This is a genomic window from Nitrososphaerota archaeon, assembly GCA_027887005.1.
Classification (GTDB): Archaea; Thermoproteota; Nitrososphaeria; order Nitrososphaerales; family Gagatemarchaeaceae; genus UBA183.
The window spans coordinates 21,568-44,522 of the sequence record JAPCJI010000009.1 but is presented as its reverse complement, the minus strand read 5'-3'; the positions used below and the strand labels follow the sequence as shown (position 1 = coordinate 44,522).

Annotated in this window: 26 protein-coding genes; 8 read left to right on the top strand and 18 right to left on the bottom strand. The window is 60.3% G+C overall.

Going from position 1 to position 22,955, the window contains the following annotated elements; all coding sequences use genetic code 11:
* On the top strand, positions 1-1,017 hold a 1,017-nt coding region (locus OK438_07060), incomplete at its 5' end, for a (Fe-S)-binding protein (GenBank protein ID MDA4125186.1).
* A 48-nt stretch (positions 1,018-1,065) separates the two neighbouring features.
* On the opposite strand, the gene OK438_07055 is transcribed toward OK438_07060, so the two are convergent.
* Positions 1,066-2,871, bottom strand: a complete 1,806-nt coding sequence (locus OK438_07055; protein ID MDA4125185.1) for an NFACT family protein — start codon at positions 2,869-2,871, stop codon at positions 1,066-1,068.
* On the opposite strand from OK438_07055, the gene OK438_07050 reads away from it, so the two are divergent.
* Entirely contained in the window at positions 2,858-3,181 is a 324-nt protein-coding gene (locus tag OK438_07050; GenBank protein ID MDA4125184.1) for a hypothetical protein, read from the top strand. The two genes, OK438_07055 and OK438_07050, sit on opposite strands and share 14 nt — an antisense overlap.
* Here the strand turns inward: OK438_07050 and OK438_07045 are convergent.
* A complete protein-coding gene (locus tag OK438_07045) occupies positions 3,162-3,485 on the bottom strand; it encodes a hypothetical protein (GenBank protein ID MDA4125183.1) in 324 nt (107 codons plus the stop codon). The genes OK438_07050 and OK438_07045 overlap by 20 nt on opposite strands.
* A 70-nt stretch (positions 3,486-3,555) precedes the next feature.
* Positions 3,556-4,272: an AAA family ATPase gene (locus OK438_07040; GenBank protein ID MDA4125182.1), complete on the bottom strand. Its 717-nt coding sequence runs from the start codon at positions 4,270-4,272 to the stop codon at positions 3,556-3,558.
* Between the two features lie 76 nt (positions 4,273-4,348).
* Here OK438_07040 and OK438_07035 point away from each other — a divergent pair, with 76 nt between their 5' ends.
* Both OK438_07035 and OK438_07030 read left to right on the top strand, forming a co-directional pair.
* Positions 4,349-4,600, top strand: coding sequence for a U6 snRNA-associated Sm-like protein LSm6 (locus tag OK438_07035; protein MDA4125181.1), 252 nt, complete (start codon positions 4,349-4,351; stop codon positions 4,598-4,600).
* Between the two features lie 15 nt (positions 4,601-4,615).
* Positions 4,616-5,827, top strand: coding sequence for a methionine adenosyltransferase (locus tag OK438_07030; protein ID MDA4125180.1), 1,212 nt, complete (start codon positions 4,616-4,618; stop codon positions 5,825-5,827).
* On the opposite strand, the gene OK438_07025 is transcribed toward OK438_07030, so the two are convergent.
* The 8 genes from OK438_07025 to OK438_06990 form a co-directional block, all read right to left on the bottom strand.
* Entirely contained in the window at positions 5,819-6,706 is an 888-nt protein-coding gene (locus OK438_07025; GenBank protein MDA4125179.1) for a hypothetical protein, read from the bottom strand. The two genes, OK438_07030 and OK438_07025, sit on opposite strands and share 9 nt — an antisense overlap.
* A gap of 145 nt (positions 6,707-6,851) precedes the next feature.
* The gene (locus OK438_07020; protein MDA4125178.1) at positions 6,852-7,901 is read right to left on the bottom strand and encodes an AIR synthase-related protein; all 1,050 of its coding nucleotides are present in this window, start codon (positions 7,899-7,901) and stop codon (positions 6,852-6,854) included.
* 12 nt (positions 7,902-7,913) lie between these two features.
* Entirely contained in the window at positions 7,914-8,495 is a 582-nt protein-coding gene (locus OK438_07015) for an ECF transporter S component (protein ID MDA4125177.1), read from the bottom strand.
* 120 nt (positions 8,496-8,615) lie between these two features.
* The gene (locus OK438_07010; protein ID MDA4125176.1) at positions 8,616-10,259 is read right to left on the bottom strand and encodes a CTP synthase; all 1,644 of its coding nucleotides are present in this window, start codon (positions 10,257-10,259) and stop codon (positions 8,616-8,618) included.
* 73 nt (positions 10,260-10,332) lie between these two features.
* Positions 10,333-10,524 (bottom strand): hypothetical protein, encoded by a 192-nt coding sequence (locus OK438_07005; protein MDA4125175.1) that lies wholly within the window; start codon positions 10,522-10,524, stop codon positions 10,333-10,335.
* 81 nt (positions 10,525-10,605) lie between these two features.
* Entirely contained in the window at positions 10,606-11,595 is a 990-nt protein-coding gene (locus OK438_07000; protein MDA4125174.1) for a phosphate uptake regulator PhoU, read from the bottom strand.
* Between the two features lie 24 nt (positions 11,596-11,619).
* Complete coding sequence (locus OK438_06995; GenBank protein ID MDA4125173.1) at positions 11,620-12,093, bottom strand: YbaK/EbsC family protein; 474 nt, start codon at positions 12,091-12,093, stop codon at positions 11,620-11,622.
* 11 nt (positions 12,094-12,104) lie between these two features.
* On the bottom strand, positions 12,105-12,419 hold the full coding sequence (locus tag OK438_06990) for an iron-sulfur cluster assembly protein (protein ID MDA4125172.1): 315 nt from the start codon (positions 12,417-12,419) through the stop codon (positions 12,105-12,107).
* Positions 12,420-12,479: 60 nt separating this feature from the next.
* Between OK438_06990 and OK438_06985 the strand changes: the two genes are divergently transcribed.
* A complete protein-coding gene (locus tag OK438_06985) occupies positions 12,480-12,755 on the top strand; it encodes an acylphosphatase (protein MDA4125171.1) in 276 nt (91 codons plus the stop codon).
* Between the two features lie 51 nt (positions 12,756-12,806).
* Positions 12,807-13,817 (top strand): isocitrate/isopropylmalate dehydrogenase family protein, encoded by a 1,011-nt coding sequence (locus tag OK438_06980; protein ID MDA4125170.1) that lies wholly within the window; start codon positions 12,807-12,809, stop codon positions 13,815-13,817.
* Here OK438_06980 and OK438_06975 read toward each other — a convergent pair.
* A complete protein-coding gene (locus OK438_06975) occupies positions 13,801-14,538 on the bottom strand; it encodes a hypothetical protein (GenBank protein MDA4125169.1) in 738 nt (245 codons plus the stop codon). The genes OK438_06980 and OK438_06975 overlap by 17 nt on opposite strands.
* Positions 14,539-14,642: 104 nt before the next feature.
* On the opposite strand from OK438_06975, the gene OK438_06970 reads away from it, so the two are divergent.
* Positions 14,643-15,173, top strand: a complete 531-nt coding sequence (locus OK438_06970; protein ID MDA4125168.1) for a hypothetical protein — start codon at positions 14,643-14,645, stop codon at positions 15,171-15,173.
* On the opposite strand, the gene OK438_06965 is transcribed toward OK438_06970, so the two are convergent.
* The 6 genes from OK438_06965 to OK438_06940 all read right to left on the bottom strand — a co-directional run bounded on the left by OK438_06965 (position 15,174) and on the right by OK438_06940 (position 22,717).
* The gene (locus OK438_06965) at positions 15,174-16,136 is read right to left on the bottom strand and encodes a carbohydrate kinase family protein (GenBank protein ID MDA4125167.1); all 963 of its coding nucleotides are present in this window, start codon (positions 16,134-16,136) and stop codon (positions 15,174-15,176) included. It lies immediately after the preceding gene.
* Between the two features lies 1 nt (position 16,137).
* On the bottom strand, positions 16,138-16,644 hold the full coding sequence (locus tag OK438_06960; GenBank protein MDA4125166.1) for an amino acid-binding protein: 507 nt from the start codon (positions 16,642-16,644) through the stop codon (positions 16,138-16,140).
* 63 nt (positions 16,645-16,707) lie between these two features.
* A complete protein-coding gene (locus tag OK438_06955) occupies positions 16,708-18,039 on the bottom strand; it encodes a TldD/PmbA family protein (protein MDA4125165.1) in 1,332 nt (443 codons plus the stop codon).
* A 7-nt stretch (positions 18,040-18,046) separates the two neighbouring features.
* Complete coding sequence (locus OK438_06950; GenBank protein ID MDA4125164.1) at positions 18,047-19,486, bottom strand: TldD/PmbA family protein; 1,440 nt, start codon at positions 19,484-19,486, stop codon at positions 18,047-18,049.
* Between the two features lie 39 nt (positions 19,487-19,525).
* Positions 19,526-21,313, bottom strand: a complete 1,788-nt coding sequence (locus tag OK438_06945) for a M3 family oligoendopeptidase (GenBank protein ID MDA4125163.1) — start codon at positions 21,311-21,313, stop codon at positions 19,526-19,528.
* Between the two features lie 33 nt (positions 21,314-21,346).
* The gene (locus tag OK438_06940) at positions 21,347-22,717 is read right to left on the bottom strand and encodes an MBL fold metallo-hydrolase (protein MDA4125162.1); all 1,371 of its coding nucleotides are present in this window, start codon (positions 22,715-22,717) and stop codon (positions 21,347-21,349) included.
* Positions 22,718-22,827: 110 nt separating this feature from the next.
* On the opposite strand from OK438_06940, the gene OK438_06935 reads away from it, so the two are divergent.
* On the top strand, positions 22,828-22,953 hold the full coding sequence (locus OK438_06935; protein MDA4125161.1) for a hypothetical protein: 126 nt from the start codon (positions 22,828-22,830) through the stop codon (positions 22,951-22,953).
* Positions 22,954-22,955: the final 2 nt, after the last annotated feature.

Sequence of the window (22,955 nt, the reverse complement as noted above, 5' to 3'; positions counted from 1 at the left end):
TCCGACGCGGCCGGCCAGGGCTCGTCCGACCCCTTCTCCACAGTCAGCGAGGACGAACTCTGGTCGTGCACCTCTTGCGGCGCCTGCGTCAGCAGCTGCCCTGTCAGCGTCAAGCACCTTGACATGATCTACGACCTGCGCAGGGACCTGGTCGGGAGGGGGAAGCTCGACAGAGAGAAATCGACCATGCTGGAGAACCTGGGCCAGAGCCACAATCCGTACGGGTTCAAGGCCAGCACAAGGGGAGACTGGGCGGCGGGGCTAGGCATCCCTACCCTCGCAGAGAACCCCAAGGCAGAGTATGTGTACTGGGTCGGATGCATCTCCTCCTTCGACCAGCGGGCCCAGAACATCGCGAAATCGCTTTCCAAGATCCTCAAGCACGCCGGGGTCTCCTTCGCGATCCTCGCCAACGAGGAGATGTGCACCGGGGACCCCGCCAGGCGGCTCGGGGAGGAGGGACGGTATCAGGAGCTCGCATACCAGAACATAGAGAAGCTGAATTCCTACGGCGTCAAGAAGGTGATCGCAGCATGCCCGCACTGCTTCAACTCTCTGAAGAACGAATACCCAGGCTTCGGTGGGAGCTACGAGGTAGTCTACCACACCAAGCTCATCTCCGACCTGATCCGGGAGGGAAAGGTCAGAATCCCCCCGGAGAAGCTCGCCAAGATATCCGTCACCCTGCACGACGCCTGCTATGCCTCGAGGTACAACAGCATCTTCGACGAGCCGAGGGAGGCTCTCGAGGCCACGGGGGCGGAGCTCCGCGAGATGGGGCGGAAGAAGGAGAAGACGTTCTGCTGCGGCGCCGGCGGGTCGAACTACTGGTTCAAGGTCCCGCAGCAGCGGTCCATAGCGGGCATAAGGACCGAGGAGGCGATGAAGACGGGCGCCGACGCGATCGCGACCGAGTGTCCCTTCTGCCTTTCGATGTTCGACGACACCACCAAGGTCATGAACTCCGGCATGGAAGTGAGAGACGTCGCCGAAATCGTTGCGGACTCCCTTGGCTAGCCTGCTTCCGGGCTCAAGATAACGTAAACAGCGGGCCGGGCTTCCAGGTCAGGCGGGTTTTCGGTCCTGGGCGCCGCCTGAGACCCTCACGACCCTGCCGCCCCCCGCCGGGAGGGCCCGAAGAACGTCGTCCAGGGCAATCGCGAAGGGGCGTTCCCCTGTCCCCTTCATGAGGTCGTTGAGCACCCTCTTGGCTGTCTCCGACCCCTTCTCCCTGTGGGGCTTCATCACGACATACCTCGAAGCGTTCAGAGAGATAGCAGCTTCCGGCCCAGCCATCACCCGGCCTGACTCATCCACCCCGACGGCCAGCTCGACGAGGTTCCCCGTGACGAAGTTCTTCTTTCCCTTTATCGCAAAGCTTCCTCGAGCCAGGTATTCCCCGCTTGGTGCTGCCGTTCCCACCTGGGAGGGCTCCACCCAGTAGGCGTCCGCCGTGCCCAATCCAGTCTTCCAGGCGCTGCTGAAGGCTACGGTGGCCTGGGCGACCTCGATGACTTCCTGGTCAGTCTGCTCCTTCCCGCCTTTCAAGACGAAGAATGGTGAGCCGAAAAGGTCAGCGTGATAGGCGACGTCCCCGTCCTGGAGGTGGCGCCTTACGAGGGTCGAATTCGAGTGCGCATCCCTTCCACCAATGGCCAGCTTCCCCGCGCTCGTGCGGAACCACCTGAACTTTTCATACCATTCCTGCTTCCTTCTCGAAAATTTTTTCGTGCGAGCCTCCTCCCGACCGCTCTTGCGAGGGGTCTTCTTCACCAGGCGGTCGATCGCCTTTCCGACTGCTGATGCCTTGGCGTCCAGGTCCTTCGCCCTGTCATAGACGAGGGAAGCTGCGGCGGCTGGGGAGGTTGGCTGTTTCCGCGGACCTATCCCCATGGTCTTCAGGAGCGCCAACGCTCCCTCCCCCGAACTCGCCCCAGCCACTTCCCGGGCTGCCGCGCGAAGCTTCGAGGCTTCCGCCACAAGGGCTTCCTCCTCAGCCTTCAGCTTCTCTATCGCCGTCTTCAGTTCTCGACGGGCAACCTCTTCCGGCGTTTCTTCTTCCATCGTCTTACTCAGGACTTCAGGGAGTAGGAGCTCGTCGCAGAGGGACGACAGGGAACTCGCTTCTCTCTTGACCTTGAACGCAGTGGGGACGATAACGAAGATTTCGTCCCCCGACCCGACTTCACAGAGGCAGGGGTGCGGGTCTTCGGTAGCCTGCCTCGTCAGCTCTCCGAATACACCCACAAGTTCCGACTCCCTTCCATCCAGCATCTTGGACGGAGAATCGTCCTGAAGGGACAGCCTGTGAAGGACCTCTGCGATGTACTTCCTCGGGAGGGAAACGTGCCTCCCTATCGCCCTGCCGACCGTCTTCTCGGCCAGCGCCATCTCGCGCACGCTCCTGGCGTCGACCGAGGCCGGGCTCGTCCTTCTCTGTCCGGGGGGTACGTAGGGCATCCCCTTCAGGAGCCTCCGGCCCGGGGACCGCACCTCTCGCATCAGCTGGATTATCCTCCCGCCGCGGTCTGTCACTATGACGTTCCCGGGAGGCATCAGCTCGACGATGAGCCTCCTCAGCTCTGGCCCCTCTCCGAAGGTGAGTTCGAAGACCCTGTCGAGGTCCACCTGCCTCACCCCCGAGAATCTTGTCCTTTCCAGCTCCCTCCGGAGATTTGTAGTGAACTCGTTCGTATCCGTCCTCTCCGAGGCCTGAGAGGACACCCAGACCCCCAGATGTGGAGACGCGACAAGCCAGACCTCCTCTCCTCCCGGCTTGCGGAAGCGGAGGAGTTGGGCCTCCCCCATCGTGTAAATGTTATTAACGTAGGTTCCTCGCAGGCCCGATTCTATTTCCTTGACGAGTGCCAAGACTTCAAAGCCAGTAAGTTCAGCCACAAAGCCTCCGGCCTCCCTGCCATTTGATAAGCTCTATTGGCTCCGTGTTGGCCTCGGAGTTGCAGCCGGACTGCTGGCAGAGCTGGTCTTCGGGGTGGATTACTCCAACGGCCTCTTGATGGGCGTAGTCTTCTACCTTGCTTCCTACTACCTGGCACGCTACCTCTGGTTCAAGGACCTTGCGAAGCAGTACGTGGGGAAGATGTACAGCACCGGCATAGGTGGCTACGCCTTCGTCTTCCTGTTTACCTGGATCCTTCTCTTTACGCTTTACCCTGCATGAGCTTCGAGTAACTCATCAGCGTGTCAGCGTAGCCCTGGTCGAAGTCGTCTGCCAACTGGTTCGAGATTATCGAACCCGCGGCCCGCTCGATCCTAGCGTGGTCCCAGGACTGCATCGTCCCATCCTTCGCCCGGGTCATGCTGGCAAGGATTCCGGCAGCGGCCAGGAGGCTCCCCCTTTCCTTCTCCGTCTTCACCTCGGGGCCGAGTGCTCCAAGCTTCCTCTTCGCTCCCTCAAGGTCTGACTTCCCGAGAGAATCGAGTATAGACGAAACGCCTTCGTACACGATTTTGCTCGTGAGCACGGCTCTTTCAAGATAATTAACCTTCCTTAAGCCAGTGGCGCAAAATCATTGAACCATGGGTCAGGAAGTTTCAATCGACTCCGCCCGGGCCCAGGGATGCGATCGCACTTTCCCCCGTCCCGAGATGCGTGGCCCTCACCCTGTCCCCGTCCCTCTCGAGCCTGACGCAGGCGCCGACAAGTTGCTCGACCGTGCTTCCGCCGATGCTCACCTCCTTCGACGGGCCGAAGGTGACCCGGTTGGTCAGGACGTAGGCCCTCCCATTGAGGTACGCGTCTCTGGCCATCTGGCTGAGATGGACGTTGATTGCACCCTGCCTGCTTGCCAGATTGGAGCTTCCCGGGAGCTCTAGCGAAAAGTTGCGCGTCAGGGTGTCGAGGACCACGACTCGGCAGGCGCGGGTCGCCTCTCTCCTTCCCATCCGGGAGACCAGCTCCATCTGCTCCGAGAACGAATCGACCCTCAGGAACAGGATCCTTTCGAGAAGCCCCTCCACCTTCCATCCTCTGACCCTTGCGACCTCCTCTAGCCTCTCCGGCCTGAAGCTCCCTTCGGTATCGATGAAGAGCGAATTCACTCCTGCCCTCGCCGCGCAGAGCACCGCCTGCATCGCGAGCTGGGTCTTCCCGCTGTTGCTCTTCCCGAAGAACTCCGCCACTCTTCCTGCCTTGTATCCTCCTCCTAGGAGCCTGTCCAGCGCAGCAGAACCGCTGGGATATGACTGCAGAGAAGAGAGCCGCCTTGCAGCGTCGGCGCCGTTGATTTCTGTCGCTGCTGGAATTTCCACCACTACACCAGTTTAGTTTCTCCCATGAATACCGATGTCTTTTTAACTCTGACAAGGGGAGCGCGAAAAAGTCCGAATGAATTCTCAGCCTCCTCCACAGGCCAAACGTCCTCTCAACGTGCTCCAGAAGGCGATCAACAAACAGGTGTCCGTCCGGCTGAAGAGCGAGATCGAATACAAGGGCAAGATGTCGAACGTCGACCCTTACATGAACGTGATACTGGTTGACGCGGAGGAGTCAGAAAACGGCTCGAAGAAGGCCAACTACGGGAAGGTCGTTATCCGGGGCAACAACGTCCTCTACATCAGGATAGAGGACAGACTCTAGGGAGGCACTCCCAGGGTGCAAAGATCGCTTCACGTAGAAGAGATCAAGGGCTACGGGGTCAAAGACTTCGAGGTCGAGATCGTTGAGCGGAAGGGCAAAGGGCACCCGGACAGCCTCATAGACGGCGCCTCGGAGGCGGTATCCCTCGGACTGTGCGATTACTATCTAGAGAACTTCGGCTCGATCCTCCACCACAACGTCGACAAGGGGATCCTCGTAGGAGGAAAGTCGGCTCCACGGTTCGGGGGCGGGAAGGTGACCACGCCGATCTACCTGATGGTCGCGGGCAGGGCCACAGAACTTGTACCCTTCCACGGCAAGAACGTCGACGTCCCAGTCGAGAGGATCGCACGCGAGTCAATCAAGAAGTTCATCACAGAGACCATGCGCTTCCTCGACCCGGAGAAGCACATGGTGATAGACACCAAGATCAAGCAGGGCTCCCCCGACCTTGTAGCGGTCTTCATGCGCAAGGGTGCCATGCCCGTGTCCAACGACACTTCAATCGGAGTAGGCTACGCGCCCCTGACCCCGACGGAGAGCCTTGTCCTTCAGATCGAAAAGAAGCTCAACGACGCCGAATTCAAGAAAAGGTACCCCGAAGTCGGAGAGGACGTGAAGGTGATGGCGCTCAGGCGCGGCAAGAGGCTGGACATGACAGTGGCCGCGGCCATGGTAGGCCCCAAGGTTCCGGATGCCAGCCACTACAAGAGCGTGCTAGGAGACGTATCAGACGAGCTGGACAGGCTGACATCGAAGGTCGACCTCGACGTCAACTACAAACTTAACGCCGGGGACGACCCCAAGAGAGGAGAGTACTACCTGACCGTCACGGGAACCTCCGCGGAGCAGGGGGACGACGGTAACACTGGCAGGGGGAACAGGGTCAACGGGCTCATCTCTCCGATGCGTCAGTATTCGATGGAGGCGACCGCAGGGAAGAACCCCGTCAACCACACTGGAAAGATACTGAACGCCCTGGCGATTCTTGCTTCAAGAGAAATCGTCAAAGAGGTCCCGGGAGTGGAGGAAGCCTACGTCAGGATTCTAAGCCGGATCGGCAATCCCATCGACCAGCCCCTCATCGCCAGCGCTGCCGTGGTGCTGAAGAAGGGGACCAAGATGTCCTCCGTCAACAGGGACGTCCTGTCGATCCTCGACGATTCCCTCCGCGACATAAGGAAGGTGACGAAGCTGATCCTGGAGCGGAAGGTCGCCCTATTCTAGGCTCTCGCTTTCCCCTTTCGCGAACTCCAGCGCCCTCTGCCGGTCGAGGCCGACCCCGTAGGCCCGCGTGAAGAACCTGACGATGGCCGTGACGTCGTGCTCCATCAATTCAGCGCTGTTCGGATGCGCTCTGCCGACAGCCTGTGGCCAGTCTATCAGCCAGAAATGCCTACCGTCGGTAAGGACGTTGTACTCGCTCAGGTCCCCGTTCACCAGCCCAGCTTCGACATAGGCCATCCGCATCGACTCCAGGATGTCTCGTTCCGCCCCGCCCGCGTCTTCGAGTTCGGGCCTCTGAGAGAGCCTCACCCCTGACAGCTCTTCCAGGAGGACTGTGCTTCGGCTATGGGAGATCACCTTCGGGAATGTGGGGGAGATGCCTTCCAGCTTCCTCAGGGCGTTGTATTCTCTGTTCGCGGCTTCGTAGTTGGCGGTAACCCAGCTCCTCATCCCCGACTCCTCCTTGAACCTCTTCTTCCGCACCTTGGTGAAGCTAGTTCGCCCCAGCTTGTAGAACTTCAACGCATACGGAGTCCCTTCTTCTGTGACCGCCTCGTAGACGTCCGACTCCTTCCCTTTGGCTATTATCGCGCCCAGGGCGAAGATGAGGTCCTTCTTCACGTAGTCCTTCAGGGCCATGGCCTCCACCGCCTCCTTGGTCAGTGCGAAGCCAGCGCCGTGCCTTGCGACGAGGCCGGTCTTCTGGAGCCTTCCAACTGCGAACCTGACCCTTTCGACGGGGAGCCTGCTCATCCTCGACAGCCTGCCCAGGTCGGCGGTCCCCTGGCCCGTCGCTGCTCGCTCCAGGCCTGCAAGCGTCCTCCACTCCTCGTCCTTCAGTGACTTAATTACATGGGCCGCCCGTTCTATCGACGACATTGCCAGCTCGATGCCGTCTGAGGGGAATCGGTATATCAAATGGCCGATGGGCTCGAATCGTTGAGAAAGGTGAAGAGCGGAGGTCAACCAGGTGGCGTCGTGACTGAAAGCGAGTCTCGGGGGCAGACAGTGCCGAACAGGATGACTAGCTCAGACCTTTGGAGACCGCGCGGTCGTACGCCCGCCAGTATCCGTCCTTCGGAGGCCTGGCCAGCTGGGCCTTTTTTCCCATTCTCGACACCCAGAGTCCTGTTCCCTCGCGAACCTTGCCAATCTCTTGTGTGGGGATCTCATGCCGACGCAGCCTCCTGCTCAGCTCATCAACTCTCTGCGAGGCGCAGGTAATCAGGAGCGTCCCTTCGCTCAGCGACGTAAGTGGGTTGATACCGAAGGCAGCGCAGACCGCGGACGCATCATCGGACAGGTTGATCTTCTTCTCGTCTACAGCGAAGGCACGTCCGGATGCGGACGCCATCTCGTAGAGCCCTCCTAGGATTCCTCCCTCCGTCGCGTCGTGCATCGACGTTACCCCGAGCTTGCCCAGGCCCACGCCCGCGGCGGCCATGGCATCTTCCACGGTGGAGCAGAGCCTGATCATTTGCCTGACCTTGGAGGCTACTCGATTGCCCACCTTTTGCTCAGCGTGGCGGGGAAAGGCAAGAGCCAGTGATGCGGCCGCCTCAATCGCTGCGAACTTTGTCATCAGAATCGAATCCCCCTCCCTTGCCATCGACGTTTCCACATACGCACCCCGGTCGGCAAATCCGAACATCGAGCCGGCTCCAATCACAGTGAATCCCGCTCCGGGATAGCTCCCCGTGTGCCCTGCAGCCACTACAACGCCGAGCCTCTCGCATTCCTGACCCACGGCCCTGACATATCCCTCCATGGCGGCCTGGGGCATCTCAGGGGGAAAGTTGAAGCTGAAAGTGGCGTACTCGGGTTTCAGTCCCGAAGTAGTATAGTCGGACGCGATCAGGTGGACGCTGAGCCATGCTGAGAGCTCGATACCGAAGGGCGGGATGACGGAGACCGGGTCGACGGTGAGAATCATGACACGCTTGCCCCCGAGTGCGATGACGGCGTTGTCGGCTCCTACCCCGGGGCCGACAATCAGGCGGTCGGTTTTCTTCCCCAGGCTCGAGTAGACGACGTTCTGCATGAAACCCGAGCTCGCCTTGCCTGCGTGAAGCAAGGTAACCAGATCCTACTCGAATCCGAGCCGCTTGAAGGCGGGTCTGGCTACTCGGATCAGGACGAAGGCAATGGGGATGAACGCAAGGTCGAGCAGTGTCAGGAAATCAGGCAGGGCCGCATAGAAGCCCGTACTAGCCCCGGTCGGGCTTCCGTACCCGAAGACCCCGAACGTGTAGAACGCCCAGTCAGGAAAGAAGAACGCGAGGGTCTCAAAGACAGTCGCTCCGACCATCGCTGCCGCCAAAGTTCTTGTCCCCCTTCGCCGCGCCCATCCTATGATCAGCGCTTCCGGGGCCCTTGCCCATACGATTCCGGGCGCGTATATCGCAGGCCACCCCAGGAAAGCGACGTTCAGCGATTCACCAACAAAGGAACCGATCCCCGTGGCGGCAGCCCCGGTCCTCGGCCCAGCCAACACACTCAGGGCCATGTAGATGGGCGGGGCCCAGGTGATTTCACCCAGCGGGGTTGGGAGTTTTATCGAAAAGAAAGTGGCGAGGGCTATCAGAGAAGAGAATACTACGACGACGGCGAGGTTCGTGGACGCGCTCGGCCTGGGAGGCCTAGCAGGCTCTTGCCCTGTGTCACTCACGGCCGCGTTCGAGGTTCGTGGCTTTATGAATTGTCCCCCCGGCGATTCGTGGATGGGCGCCCCACAGAGGCGCCGTTGAACCACACTTTTCGGAGTGACGTCGTTGGTGAAGCCGGTCGCTCAGCGAGCCAGGGCCTTCATTCTTTCTCCTTCGTTTGACGACCCCTCTAACCTCCTTCTGGCCGCTGCCATGAACTCCACGTAGATGGGCTCGGGCCTCTCGGGCCTGCTGATGTACTCCGGGTGGAACTGGGTGCCCATGTAGAACGGGTGACCATCCAACTCCATTATCTCAGCCCTCCTGCCGTTGTCGCTGAATGCAGTGTAGTGCATCCCCTTCTTCTCGAACTTCTCGAGGTACTTCTGGTTCAGCTCGAACCTGTGTCTGTGCCTCTCGCGTATCTTGTCTCGTCCATAGATCTCGAAGGCCCGAGACGGCTTCTTGAGGAATACATCGTGGCCTCCGAGTCTCATGGTCCCACCCAGGTCGGAAACCTCCCTCTGCTCGGGCAGCAGGTCGATGACTGGATTAGGCGTCTCGGGGTCAACTTCCGTCGTGTTCGCTCTGGTCAGCCCGAGCACGTGCCTGGCGAACGAGATGCTTGCCAGCTGGAATCCGAAGCAGAGCCCGAGATACGGTATCCCCTTCACTCTCGCATGGTTCGCCGCGGCTATCTTTCCTTCGGTGCCCCGGCTCCCGAACCCCTGGGGTATTACCACCCCATCGTAGCCTTCTAGCAGGGCAAGTTTGGCCCTGTCCCCCTCGATGTCCTCGGACTCGATCCACGAGATCCTCACCCTGACACCGTTGACAGCAGCCGCATGGCTCAAAGCCTCGTTGACGCTCACGTAGCTGTCGGCCAGGCTCGCGTACTTCCCCACCATGGCGATCCTGACCGTCTTCTCCTGGTCCAGGAACCTGTCGGCGACAACATTCCATGCCGCGATGCTCAGCCTTGACCTGATGCCGAACTGTTTCAGGATGGGCTTCAGCACTCCCTCCTTCTCCAGGAGCCGGGGAACCTGGTAGATTGACTCGACGTCCGGGTCGGAGACAACGCTTTCCACAGGCACGCTGGTGAAAAGAGAGACCTTTTCCTTCGCCTCCTTCGGCAGGGACCTCGTCCCCCGTATCACGAGGATGTCGGGCTGGAGCCCGATCCTTCGCATCTCCTGGACGCTGTGCTGGGTCGGCTTCGTCTTCATCTCTCCGACCACGGACAGTTCAGGGGCGAGGCTGACGTGAAGGAACAGGGTCCTCTCCGGGCCCTCCTCCATCCTCATCTGCCTTAACGCCTCGAGGAAGGGCAGGCTCTCAATGTCCCCGATTGTCCCCCCGACCTCAACCACCAGGACATCCACCTTTGAATTGACTGCGAGCTCCCTGACCCTTCTCTTGATCTCGTCCGTCACATGGGGAATTATCTGGACCGACTTGCCGAGGAACCTTCCCCTCCTCTCATCGTCAATGACTTTCTTGTACACCTGGCCGGTCGTTATGTTGTTGGACCTCGACATGTCTCGGTCGAGGAACCTTTCATAGTTCCCCAGGTCCATGTCGGTCTCCCCGCCGTCGTCTGTCACGAAGACCTCGCCGTGGGTAACAGGGTTCATGGTCCCTGCGTCGAAGTTCAGATATGGGTCGATTTTCAGGCAGGTCGCTTCGAGCCCCGACAGCTCCAGCAATTTGGCCACGGAGGAGGTTGTTATGCCCTTGCCGAGGCCCGACATCACGCCTCCAGTCACAAAAAGGTACTTCGGCATATAGAAACTGGATGCCATCCGTAATTAAGCCTTAGGGTCTAGCCAGGGGTACCGGGGTTCGGTTACCCGGACGCTAGTCAGATTCGACGTAGAGTATGGAGGACAGGGGAATCGTCAGCTCCTTCCCATTTGCGCTAGTCTTGATGTATCCTTCAGATGACTTGCTCCAATCGATCGTCTTCACCTGGAAGGACTTGTCCAACGTTCCCAATCCGGCCGGAACCAGAACAATCTTAGGCGTCAGTGCGGCAAATGTGGTTTCCACGATTGGAGTCTCTTAAGGATTGAGACGCTTCCACCCCCCTCATGTCCCATGTCATCTTCGGGACCTCTCAAACTTGGCCGCTCACGACACAGGCTGAGTAATCACTGCCAGGTCAGACACGTCCACGAGGAGCTTGCTCGCCCTCTCCAAGGTGCCCAGAATCTTCACCATGTGATTGCCCTCGGCCGCGGGGAGCTGTCCGATGGACGCTAGGCTCTCGGTCACCTCATCTGCGAGTCCGTTGACCTTGGCGTTGATTGTCCTGAGTCTGCTTGCCCTGCGTGAGAGGAACGCCTGGGTCGCCAGGTCGGTCATCTGTTCAAGCTTCGCCACGCAGGAGGAGTATCGACGGGAGAGCTCCTTCGAACTCCGGGCCGCGCGGAGGTCCTTGGAAAGCTCGGCGACCGCATCCCCCTCGCTCTCGAGGAAGCTCGCGAGCACTCGGTAGTCGAGCACGTCAACCGGTGACAGGCCATACCCTTCGGCCACCTCTGGGCGCATTATCGCCGCCCTGATGGCCCGGACGAGCAGGAAGTACAGCCGGTCCACCTCGTCATCCCGTTCGGCGACCAGCCCCAGGAGCTTCGAGTCCCCCTTGGTCAGGCCCTCCGCTGTGTCCCTCAGCATCCCACCGAGGATGCTGGACATCCTCCTTACGATCCTCTCGGGGATTATCGCCGACGGTTCGAGGAGGAACTGGATCGTTATCTTCTTCGCATCCTCGTCCATGATTTCGAGACCGACCAGGTGCCCCATGGTCGCCTTCAGCATCGCCCTGTCTTCGCGGGAGATGACCTTCTTCCCGACGATTCGTATCAGGTCGTAACCGAGCAGGTAGGCGCTGGTGAGGTCGTTGGCCACGTGGCCGAAGTCCTCCCCTGGATACTCGAGTTCGATCTCCCTTGGCTTCTCCTCCGCATCTTCGATGGGCCTGACCAAGAGCTTCCTCCCCGAAAGTTCCTCGACCGCGACGGTCGCCCCCTTCCTGACCCCATTCTTCTTTACCCATGCCTTGGGAAGAGAAATCAACAGCGTCCCTCCCCCCATCTCCAGCACCTTCCTGGCGTCCAACCCTCTATAGAGAGGGACTGCACTCTATATCTGTTGAGGGACTGAAAGCTCCGCGGGCTCTCTGCCAAGCATCCTGAAGAGGTCCTCCGTCCTGACCCGAAACACGGCATTGGGGGTGCCTGCCGCCGCCCAGACATCGGCGAACCTCGCAAGCGAGAGGTCGGGTATGACTTCCACCCCATCCCTGTGCGGAAAAGGAGGGACTCCCCCGACGGGGAACCCGGTGTTCTCCCTGACCTCGTCAGGCGTGGCCGCCTTGACGGGTCCCTTCACGAGATTCTCCAGCTTTGCAGCATCCACTTTCCTGTCTCCAGAAAGCACCACGACGAAGGTCCTGCTTCCCTTGAAGACTATGCTCTTGGCTATCTGTTCGACGCCGCACCCGAGCTCCTGGGCCGCGAGAGCGGAGTTCTTCGTGCTCCCGCTGAATTCCCTCACTTCCACCGGGATTCCGGCTTTGCTCAGGAAGTCTGCAACCAGTTCCTTACTGCCAGGCAAGAGCTTCCAACCTAGGGGTGAGGCTGGACCGGCTTGTTGACCTGCTTGTTGACCGCGTCAGCGAGATAGTGGCCCCGCAGCGTGACCTTCGAGTCTGTCACCCCCTTGGTGGACATCACGGTCGCCTTGATGTCGCTTGCGATCTTCAGGGCGAATACAGGCGGGCAGAAGGGGGCGGTCAGATGGAATTCCAGGTTCACGAAGCCTCCTTCTGTCGTGAGATTGTCGATAAGCTTGAGGTCGGTGATAGGCCTCCCAAGCTCAGGGTCGATGATCTTGCCTAAACCGCGCTCCAGTTCTGCTCTGTCGACCTGAGCTTCGGACAACTGGTCTCAGATGCCTCACAGAGTATTTATCGCTTTAGCGCGAGAGCGGGCCCCAGGCACATGCCTAGAATCGCGGTAAGGTTGAAGATATTCGGTCTCGTCCACGGTGTCTTCTTTCGCGCTTCGATGGCTGAAGTCGCCGCAACCAACGCAGTTGCCGGCTGGGTCAGAAACAAGGAAGACGGCACTGTCGACGCCTTCCTCGAGGGCGAGGAGGCCCACGTCAGACGCGTCCTCGAATGGGCCAAGCGAGGCCCCGCGCGCGCCCGGGTCGACTCCATCAGGGTGGAGAAGACGAGAACCCGAAACTCCAGAGGATTCAGAATCGAAGGATGACTGCGAGCAAGCGTTTTAAGCGGAGCCTTGGGCAGCGGGTTCGAAGTCTTCTTGAAGAAGGTCGCTGTGATCAATGGCGACGGGACAGGGCCCGAGCTTGTCGACGCTACCCTCTCGGTTCTGAAGGCTGCAGGGACCGGGGCAGAGTTCCTCTCCTGTGAAGCAGGGTCAGAATGGTGGGAGAAGAACAGGGGGCCCAGCTTCATCCCCGACGAGACCTGGAAGGTCCTCGAGGAATCCGACACCTGCCTCAAGGGCCCTACCACGACCCTTCCCATTCCAGGCACTCCGCGCAGCGTGGCAGTGAGCATCAGGCAGAAGTTCAACCTCTACGCCAACGTGCGGCCCGTCAAGACCTTCCCCGGCCAGACCGGACCCCTTGGCGACGTCGACTTCGTCATCGTCAGAGAGGCGACGGAGGGGCTCTACGCGGGGCTCGAGCACAAGCTCTCGGACGACGTTTCGATCGCGATCAGACTGATCACCAAAGCAAAATCCACGAGCGTCGCAAAGTTCGCCTTTGCCGAGGCCGAGCGACGAGGCTGGAAGAGAGTCGTTGCCATCTCGAAAGCCAACATCCTAAAGGTCACCGACACCATGTTCCTCGACTCCGTCCGAGCCGTGGGGCGGAAGCACCCAGGGATCGAGCTGGAGGACCTGTTAATCGACAACTTCGCCCAGCAGCTTGTCAAGAACCCTCAGAGGTTCAACAGGAGCGTGATATTGGGGACGAACCTGTTCATGGACATAATGTCCGAAGAAGCCTCCGGCCTCATCGGGAGCGTGGGGATGGTCTACTCGGGGAACTTTGGAGACGGCTACGCGATGTTCGAGCCCGCCCACGGCAGCACCCCAAAGTACAAGGGGAAGAACAAGGTCAACCCGACCGCCACCATCCTCTCCGGAGCCTGGATGCTGGACTACATCGGAGAGAAGAAGGCGTCCAAGGCCATCTTCGATGCTACCTTCGATGTGGTTCGGGAGGGGAAGAGCCTGACCTACGACCTCGGTGGGAAGGCGGGGACCACGCAGATGGTACAGGCGATCATCCGGAAGCTATAGCCTCGTCTCGCCGAGTCCGGGAAAGGGCCCTAAGGACGGGCACTGAAACTAGCGCGCCCACCACCGTGAGGAAGATGCGCTCCTCGGGGTAAAGGTAGAAGATGTAGGTCCAGTACGAAGAAACGGTCTGGTAACCGAAGAGGACCCCCCTGGCCAGGTAAACATTCTCCGTCAGGATTCCTCCCATCGCATGGGCAGCCATGGTCGACGCAAGCGTCACCGACGTCACGAACGCCCAGCTCAGCCTTCCGATCACCTTCCTGGCTTCAAGTAGAAGGGCAGCCCCGAGCGCTACCACCGAGAGTAGATGCATCCAGACGAAGGGCACCTCCACACCACCGACCCCGACCGAAGGGAGGGAGAACGGACTCGACACGAAGACAGCCAACACCAAGATGGGAAGGCCTAGGGCAAGCTTCCTCCTTCCAGTGAAGCAGAGCCCAGCGAGGACCGCGGCGAGCAGGTCCACCATGAAGTCGAGACCCAGGAAGACGACAGGCCTGCCCAATCCGAAGTCGAGGAAGACGCCCAACACTATCGACAGGCCTCCCGCCAGCGGCCCCAGCACCATCCCTGCAAGCGGGCTGATGGCCTCGCGGAATGTTATGAACCCCCCCGTCCCGACCAGGGCTGAGATTGGAATCAGTCCCAGTATGGCGTAGATCGAGGCGAACACCGCTGCGGTAGCGACCAGCCTCGTCCTCCGCCTTGGGCGCAGCAACTTGGGCCGTTTTCTGCCGTCCGCATTAATAGTTTCAGCGAGGACCCCCGCTAGAAAGGGCTCGGCGACTAATCTTTTTAGCGACAACCTGCTGACGTGCCCTGTTGGCCGCCCAGGACAGCGAAGTCAAGAAGGCTGCGGAACTCAAGCTTTGGCTGGAGCGAAGGATTGCAGACTTCGAGGAGGAAATTGACCGACTCCGTGAAACCCTGGGCTATGTCGACGCGACGCTCAGGGCGACGACCTTCAAGCCAGCCATCGAGATGATGGCAGAGGCAAAGGATGCTCCGGAGATGAGAGAAATCAAACGCGACAAGGGCGGACAGGTACTCGCAACGGCCGCTGTCACGCCCGACGGGGTTTCAATCGAGCCAAAGGACGGCGTGATGCTTAGGCCCAGCACCCCGCCCTTCAAATCCTTCCTCCTGGGTAAGATTCTCCAGGAGATGAAGTCGAAGGACGAGAACCTTGTCGCGGCCGGCAAGCTTGCGAAGGGCATGGAACTCCGCTTCGACGTCGAAGAGAACAACGGGACGATAGGTAGGATAATGATCGAGAACTACCGAGAGAAGGCGAGGCTCAACGAGCTGCTCAACACGATCGCTTGGACTTTCTCCAGGATGCTGGAGAAGTAGTCATCCTGCCCGAGCGAGGACCTGTTCCAGGGATGGCGGAACGGGCTCGCGTCCTCTTAGATAGATTGCCGCTGCAGCGTTCGCAAACCTGAGCCTTTCCTCTGCCTTGACCTTCTTCAGCCGACCATAGATCGTCGCTGCCCCCCATACGTCCCCCGCGCCCGTGAGCCGCTTTGGAATGACCGGCCCTGACCGAAATGAGACGACCTTCCCCTTCTCCAGGGTCATCGAGCCCTCCTCAGTGTGGACGTCCAGTTCGATGCCCAGGGTCCTGCCGATTCCAAGGCATTTCTCCTCAAGTGTCTTCCCACCGACCCCGAGCACTTTCGAGGTCGCTAGGGCCTCCTGCTCGTTGAGGCTCATCCAATCGATTAGGTGATGGTCACGGGTCAGCTTCAGAAGTTCGCGATACCGATCAAGCCTGTCCCGGACGTCCGCCGGGTCGAAGAAGATCGTCTTGGCCCGGCCAAGCCTCTTCCTAAGCTCCGAAAGAAGCCTGGTCCCACTCCTGTTCGCGGCCCAGTTCACCGAGCAGACAAGCCTGGCGGTCTTCAACGACTCCCAGTCTTCCGGGCCGAGCAGTTCAGGGCCGAAATCCGCGGCGCCGCCCCCCTCTCCGAGCATCACGTTGGCCCTCTCCTCGAACGCAACGGTCAACCCCGGTGGCTTCGGCTTGGCCCTCACCTCCGCGTCCAGGCCTTCGAACGGCTCCCTCAACAGCGCATCGTGGACGCTGTCAGTGTGGGTGATGAGCAGCGTCCTCAGACCCAACTTCGCGAGGGCGTGGGCCAGGTTGACCGCGTTCCCCCCCTTGATCTCGGACTGGCTGACGTCGTGGATGCCCCCGCCACCCGCCCTCGCCTTCGACCCCACTTCCCGCAGAAGTCCCGAAAGGTCCTTGGTCCGGACGAGCCTGTCGACGAAGAAGTCGTGCATTACGGCGACGTCGAACGGTCGGGCCAATCTACTTCAGGATCTTCAGGCTCTTCACGGTTTTCAGGGCGTTCAGCTCCTCCAATGCTCGTCCGGAGAGCTGTCCTTCGATGACCAGGGTCATCTTTGCGTCGGGAACCATCTCGGGGTCCTCGGCAATCGCCTGCCTGACCACCATTCCGTGCCTTGATAGGATCTCTGCCACCCCCGCCATCACCCCCGGCGACTTCGGGTCAGCCTCGATTATCAGCGCGCTGTACCCGAGCACGGACACCAGGTCCACGAGGCTCGCACCCATGGGTCTCGTCCTGGAGAATATCGAGTAGAGATACCGGTTCCTGTGGATCTGCTGAGCCGTCTGCTTGACCACCCTCCTGTCTACGTCGACGGCCCTGGCCACGGCAGAATAGTCGACTTCGACGTCACCTACGTAGATCTTGTCGTCCTCCGAGACGCGCATCCCGCACTCGATCATCTTCCGCACCACATCTGGCCGCACGACCTGCCTGGAGAACTGTTCCTTGATTCGCGGCCACACGAGTCTGTGTACGAAACCGTACTTTAATGAGGCTTACCGTGCACCGTCGCTCATGTCTGATGTCTATCCGTAGGCCCTTGTTATCTTAACGCCGTCGACCAAAAGCCAGGGGCAGAGAGTCGGGGTGTCGACCTCCCACCATTGGATCCACTCCCTGCTCTTCGACAGGAGCCGCACGGACGAGAAGAATCGTTCCAGGTCATCTCCGGCCCTCATCCCCTTCAGGGGCCTCGTGACCTTCCCCCCTTCGACCAGGTAGGCGCCGTCCCTGGGGACCGTTGAGAACTCGCCGGTCCTGTAGTTCTTGAACCTGGTGTACCAGTTGCTTGTGAGGATGATGCCCTTCTTCGTTTCGCCCACCATCTCCTCGAAGGAGGAGTCCCCCGCCCCTACCTCCAGGTTCCACGGGTGCGGGTCCACGAAGCCGGCGCTCCCCGTGCTCGCCGTCTTCCACTTCCTGGCTGTGGTCAGGTTGTGAAGATAGCTCTTCAGGACTCCGCCTTTGATTATGGGGGTCGACTTCGTTTTCGTCCCCTCGTCGTCGAAGACCCTTCCGCCCAGACCTCCCTTGACGGTCCCATGGTCGGTCAGGTTGAACGCTTTCGAAGCGACTTTCTTGCCGATCTTCTCCGCCAAATAGGAGACTCCCGAATCGACCGAGAAGGCCGACGCCGCCCCCGCCACCGTCTCCACAATGTTGGAAGCGACCGTCGGGCTGAAGATTACGTTGTAGCTCCCCGCCTCCGGCTCCGAGGCAGTCACCATCTTTTTCGCATCTGTCCCCGCCCTCCTACCGGCCTCCTCAGGGTCGAAGCCACCGAAGGTCGAAGAGCAGGACAGCCCGTGGCCGCTTGCATCCTTCTCGGCGAACGACCTGATGTTCAGGGTGATCGAGGCCCTGGAGTCCGAGCCCCTGGTACCAGTGGAGGTCAGGATCGAGTAGATGACTGTCCCGGTGTCGATCACTCCTGCCGACCTCTTCCCCCCCGCAGCCAGCGATGCTGAGATTGCGCTCTTCGCCAGTTCGGGGAGCTCCTTCCCAGCTCCTTCCAATTTCTTGTCCACCCCGAGCGGGCTTGGTGAGAACCTGAGTGCCCTGTCCGGGAGCGGCACGTACTCCGACACCGGCAGCCCCTTCAAAGAGCCAAAGAGGTCGCCGACGAACTTCCTTACGCTCGACGGTTCGAGGTTCGATGTGGAAGCTATGGCCCTCCGCTTTGCCTTCGCGAGGTAAACCGTCAGCTCCGCCTCCTCGACCTGGTTCACGGTCGTCACCGAATTGTTAGCAAACCTGATCATCCTGTCCTTCCCTATGGCGCTGAGCGCCACAGCGTCCTCTGCCCCGAGTTTCATGGCCGTCGAAACCGCGTTCTCGTTGAGCGAATCCAGGTCCATCCTCAGGTCACCTCTCTCCGAGCCGTATCCCGCCCAAGAGAGTCTCAGGTCCGCCCGTCCAGACCGGCGCGCCCTGCTGAGGGTCTCCTTTCCCGCAGGTTGCCGCCTCGTACTCCATGTGCCTGCTCCTCGCCTTGACGCTCCCCCACAGCTTGGGGGTAGTGATCTCGAGCACCGGAGACTTCACTAGGCCCTTGACCTCTCCCTTCTCGATCAAGTACGCCTCCAGCGCCACGTACCTCTGGTTGAGCCTCTTGTCGTCGATGTTCCATTCTGTGAAGGTCTTGAAGAAGACTCCATGCTTCACCTCATGGATCAACTCGTCCGTGGAGTAGTCCCCCGGCTCGACGAACGTGTTCGACATCCTGATAATGGGCTCCCTGTCGAACCCCACCGAGCGCGACGCGCCGTTGCTCGTCAGGCCGAACTCCTTCGCCGTCGTCCGGTTCTGGAGGAATTCACTGATCACTCCGTCCTTGATCAGCCTCCTCTTCTTCCCCTCGACCCCTTCGTCGTCGACGGGGGTGTAGCCCATGGAGTGGACCAGGGTCGGGTCGTCGCTGACGTTGGCCTCCTCGCTTCCGATCTTCCTGCCCAGGCTGTCGGCTTTCAGGTAGGACTCGCCTGCCTGTGCTCCCTCCCTCCCAAGCACCCTGTCTGCCTCCTGAGGATGGCCCACCGACTCGTGGGCTGCGATCCCCGAGAGCTCCGGGCTCAGGACGACGTCCACCACGTCCGTGGGAGACTTCCTGGCTGTCTTCAGTACCCTCCCCAGAGTCTTAGCCTCCTCCTCCACCTTCTCCACCAGCTTGATCCTCTTGACTACCTCGAGTCCTCCGGTCTCCCCCTGCTGGATGAACCTCTGGGCCGCCGCCCCGCCCTCCATGGCGGTCAGTGACCCGAAGAACAGGATCCTCGGAAGCCTCGCTTCGACCTTCGCCCCATCGCTGTTGACGTAGTACTTCTCTTCGAGTTCTGCGCCGAGCCCCAGGAGCCTCCCCGGGATCTTGACCCCCGCCTTCCTCCCGGCTATCCTCTTCTCCATGTCCAGGAGGACGCTCCTCAGCCATGCGGAATCTGCGTTCTCGATTTTTTCTTTCTCGGGAGCCGCCCACTTTGTCCTCGCCGCCTTCGATTCGTCGAAGGCGATGGGGTGAGTGAGCGCCGGGGCTGAAGCGTTCGCCAGTTTAACGGTACCCTTCGCAAGGCTTCTCACGACGGCGGCCTTCATGTCGTTCGTGGCCCCGAACCCAAGAGCGCCTCGAGAAATGACCCGGATCCCGATGCCGTACCCCTCGGCGAAGAAAGAGGGCTGGGACTCCCCGTTCTTCAGTAGGAACTGCCTCCCCCTAGTGGTCTGGACCCTGGCCTCAGCGTAGCTTGCACCGGCAGACAGGGAGGTGGAAACCGCTGTCTCCGCGAGGTCCTTGGCTTCTCCCAGCTTCAACGGCTGTCGCGGCACAGCCAGCTTATTTCTGCGTTTTCTTCAGAGCTTCTGGAGGTCTCGGACCATCCGTCGGATGACCCCGAAGCCGCTCTCCCATAACTTCGCCGACGAGATGTCCACACCCACCTCCCCCAGGATCCCCGCAGGGCTCTTGGACCCGCCGTATGCAAGGAGCTTCAGATACTTCGGAACGAACTCCCTTCCCTCCCTCGAGTAAGCGTCGTAGAGCGCGAGACTCAGCAGGTTCCCGAAGGCGTAGGCGTAGCAGTAGAAAGGAGTGTGGAAGATGTGGGGGATGTAGGTCCATTCCCACTTGAACTCCTCGGGCACTTCCACGGCTGACCCGAACTGATCCCGCAGGCTCTTGGAGTACAGAGTGCAGAGGTCTGAAACCGTCGCCCCTTCGTTGACCGCCGGATGGGCCTGGCTCTCGAAGACCACGAAGTAGGCCTGTCGAGCGATTGTAGAATACATCGAAGTGATCTTCTCCAGTAGCACAGCGCGCTTCATCTCGACGTCCTTCTCTTCGCGCATGAACTTGTCGAAAAGGATCATTTCGCCGAAGACCGAGGCCGTCTCTGCAAGCACCAACGGGGGCTGGAAGGTCAGGACAGAATGAGACGATGCGAGCTGGCCGTGGATCGCGTGCCCCAGCTCGTGGGCAATGGTGTAGACATCGCGGGTGACCCCGGCGAAGTTCAGGAACACATAGGGGACTACCTTCGGCGTTATGCTGTAGCAGTAGGCCCCGTGGGTCTTGCCCCTCCTCGGAGAGGCATCGACGTGCTCTTCCTCGAAGACCTTCTTCACTAACTCTGCGACCCTGGGGTCGAACTCGTTGTATGCATCGATTACAGTGTTCACCGCCTCTCCGTATCCCACCTTCTTCTCTTTCAGGGCGAGGGGAGCGTAGATGTGATACCTCGTCATCTTCCTCCCCAGTATCTTGGCCTTTAGCCTGAAAAAATCCTGGAAGACAAAGGCGTTCTTCCTGCACGCCGCCAGCAGGGTGTCAACGGCGCGGTCGGGGACGTCGTTCTCCAGGTTGCGCATGGCGATGGCGCTCGGATAGCCGCGCATCTTGACGTACTCGTTCCTCCAGTCCCGGACGATGGTCCTGTAGACCTCACCGACGACTGCCCCCTCTTCGGCGTACCTCCCAAGGAGCGCCCTGTAGGCCCCCTCTCGTCGGGCCGGGTCGGGAGAGGCGAAGAGCTTGATTACCTCCTCGGCCACCATTTTCTTTGGCTTCCCCGAGGCGTCCTTGACCACCTCTCCCCTGACCTTCATCGTGAAGGTGAACCCAGATGTGACCTGGTCATAGTGGTGGGTCCAGCCCAGGAACCCTGTCACGTTCTTGAGGTTGACCGCCTGTTCGACCTTCTCGTCGAGGACGTGAGGCTTCAGCTTCCTCCAGTATCCGAGGAGATAGCGGTAGTCAGGGTTCTCCGGGGTCAGGGACGCAGCCGTGGACCCGTCGAGGGCTGTCCACCACAACCTGAAGAAGAGCACCGTGTTATCTACATCGGCCCTGAGGTCTTCGACCAGGTCGAGGGTCGCCTTGACCTGCTGGTCGGCGGTGTCAGTGGAGTACCTCATGTAGGCCTGGGCGCTGGTCCTCAACAGGCCGTCAACTACTTCCTCGTACAGCCCAAGCGCGGACTTGAGTTCCTCCCTTGAGAAACCTCCCATACCCGCTCGGAGTCCCTCAAAGCGCTTCGCCTTCGCCCTGATTTCCTCCAACTTCCTATCCGTCCGCTCCCCTTCGCCACTAGGAAGGGCGTCCTCCAAGTTCCACCGCCCTGGGGCGAACCTAAGACGGTGCAACCCATGATATGCACCCGAGACCGTAATAAGTTGTCAGCTCGCCGCGACTGGGATAGGCCTGCCCTTGGCCGGCACCACCAGCTCCCACTCCGACTTCCTCCTGAACCTCCGGAAGAGTTCGGGGTGTTCGGTGTGCACAGGGACGACCTTCTTCGCCCCCACCCGCCGGACCAGCTCTCCGACCTCGCCTCCCGGCGCGTGCCCCGACGCGTGAAGCTGATGATAGCTGAACCCCATGTGGTCGATCCAGTTGCGGATGGCCGTCTCCTCTTGTTCACCCTCCTCGTTGAAAGCCTCGGTGGCCGCATGGATGTATGTCCCTCCTCTGTCCGGCCTGATGTCGATCAGCTCAGGGAAGTTCCAAACCTCGAGATGGAGGAATGTCTCCTTCTGCCTCCTCCTGACCTCAGCCGCGGAGACCCCACTGTCGAGGAACCTCCTCTCCCAGGGAAAGTAGTCCTTGTCGTCGAGGGTGCCTGACCTCTTCCTTCTGAGGTAGACGCCGACGTCCTTGCCAACCCGCGGCACCCTGAGTTTCTTGTCGAGGCGAAGCTTATCCAGTATCAACGCGGTCTTCATCGAGACCACAAGCCGCCTCCCTGACTCCCTCGCGGCCGCGTCGAAGGTGTTGATGCGGTCGATATCGTTGCCCCTAAAGGTAGAAAGGACAAGCTTCCTCCCGGCCTTGACCTTCCTCTTCGCCTCCTCGAGGACCGAGCGCTCGCTCAAGCCTCCCTCGGCGGGCCCAGGCGCGACCCGTGTCCCTTCGGTCAGCAGAAGGTCCGGGTTTGCCCTCCGGGCCGCCTCCACGAAGTCTCTCGTCATCGAACCGGCCGGCCCGTGGAACCTGAAGTCCCCAGTGTAGGCCAGGGTGCCCTCGCTCGTGTGGACCACGAATCCGTAGGTCCCCGGTATCGAATGGTCCACGTGGACAGGCACGAACTCCATGGCCCCGACCCTGAACCTGTCTCCTGTCCTGAAAGTCCTGATCTCATGCCCGTCCAGCGGAGAAGAGGATGCCTCGCTGCTCGCCTCATGTATCAGCGATGTCGTCTCTCCGCAGTACACCGGAATCTTCGGGTCGACGTGGGTTATCCTCCCCATGTGGTCCCAGTGATAGTGGCTGAGAACCACGGCGTCGATTTCTGGAGCTGCGTACCTGATCTTCGTGTTCTGCAGCGCCTTCTCCGAGTAGAGACCGGGGATCTCCGGAAGCAGACCGAACTCGAAGAGGTCTCCTGCTCCGTTGACCGAACGTGGTTCGATGCCGCCTTCAAAGAACTCCCCGCCGTCCGCGAAGCCCGAGCCGAAGTCCAGCAAGACCTTGGTGTCCCTGTCTTCTAGGACGAACTTGTTCCCGCCTATCTCGCCGACCCCGCCATAGAGAGTCACGCGAGGCTTCATCGGTGAGTCGGGCGTGACAAATTACTTAATGCTTTGCGCATCTGTCCCTGGTCTGCCAAAGCCGAGCCTCGGCAACGGATAAATACGAACGTCGAACCAAACCCCTCGGCTTGTACCCTGTGATGTCGGTGCTTCAGGCCAGTAGCGACATCAACGGTTCGTTCGACATCCTAGTTGCTGCCATCGGTCTGGCGGGACTCGCCATCCTAGTCCTATTCTTCAAAAAGAAGATCTAGAC

Excerpts from the sequence above, each read along its gene's own strand:
- OK438_07035 (MDA4125181.1), top strand. The coding sequence starts at position 4,349 with ATGAATTCTCAGCCTCCTCCACAGGCCAAACGTCCTCTCAACGTGCTC.
- OK438_07025 (MDA4125179.1), bottom strand. The coding sequence starts at position 6,706 with ATGTCGTCGATAGAACGGGCGGCCCATGTAATTAAGTCACTGAAGGAC.
- OK438_07010 (MDA4125176.1), bottom strand. The coding sequence starts at position 10,259 with ATGCCGAAGTACCTTTTTGTGACTGGAGGCGTGATGTCGGGCCTCGGC.
- OK438_06985 (MDA4125171.1), top strand. The coding sequence starts at position 12,480 with ATGCCTAGAATCGCGGTAAGGTTGAAGATATTCGGTCTCGTCCACGGT.
- OK438_06955 (MDA4125165.1), bottom strand. The coding sequence starts at position 18,039 with ATGGACCTGGATTCGCTCAACGAGAACGCGGTTTCGACGGCCATGAAA.
- OK438_06940 (MDA4125162.1), bottom strand. The coding sequence starts at position 22,717 with ATGAAGCCTCGCGTGACTCTCTATGGCGGGGTCGGCGAGATAGGCGGG.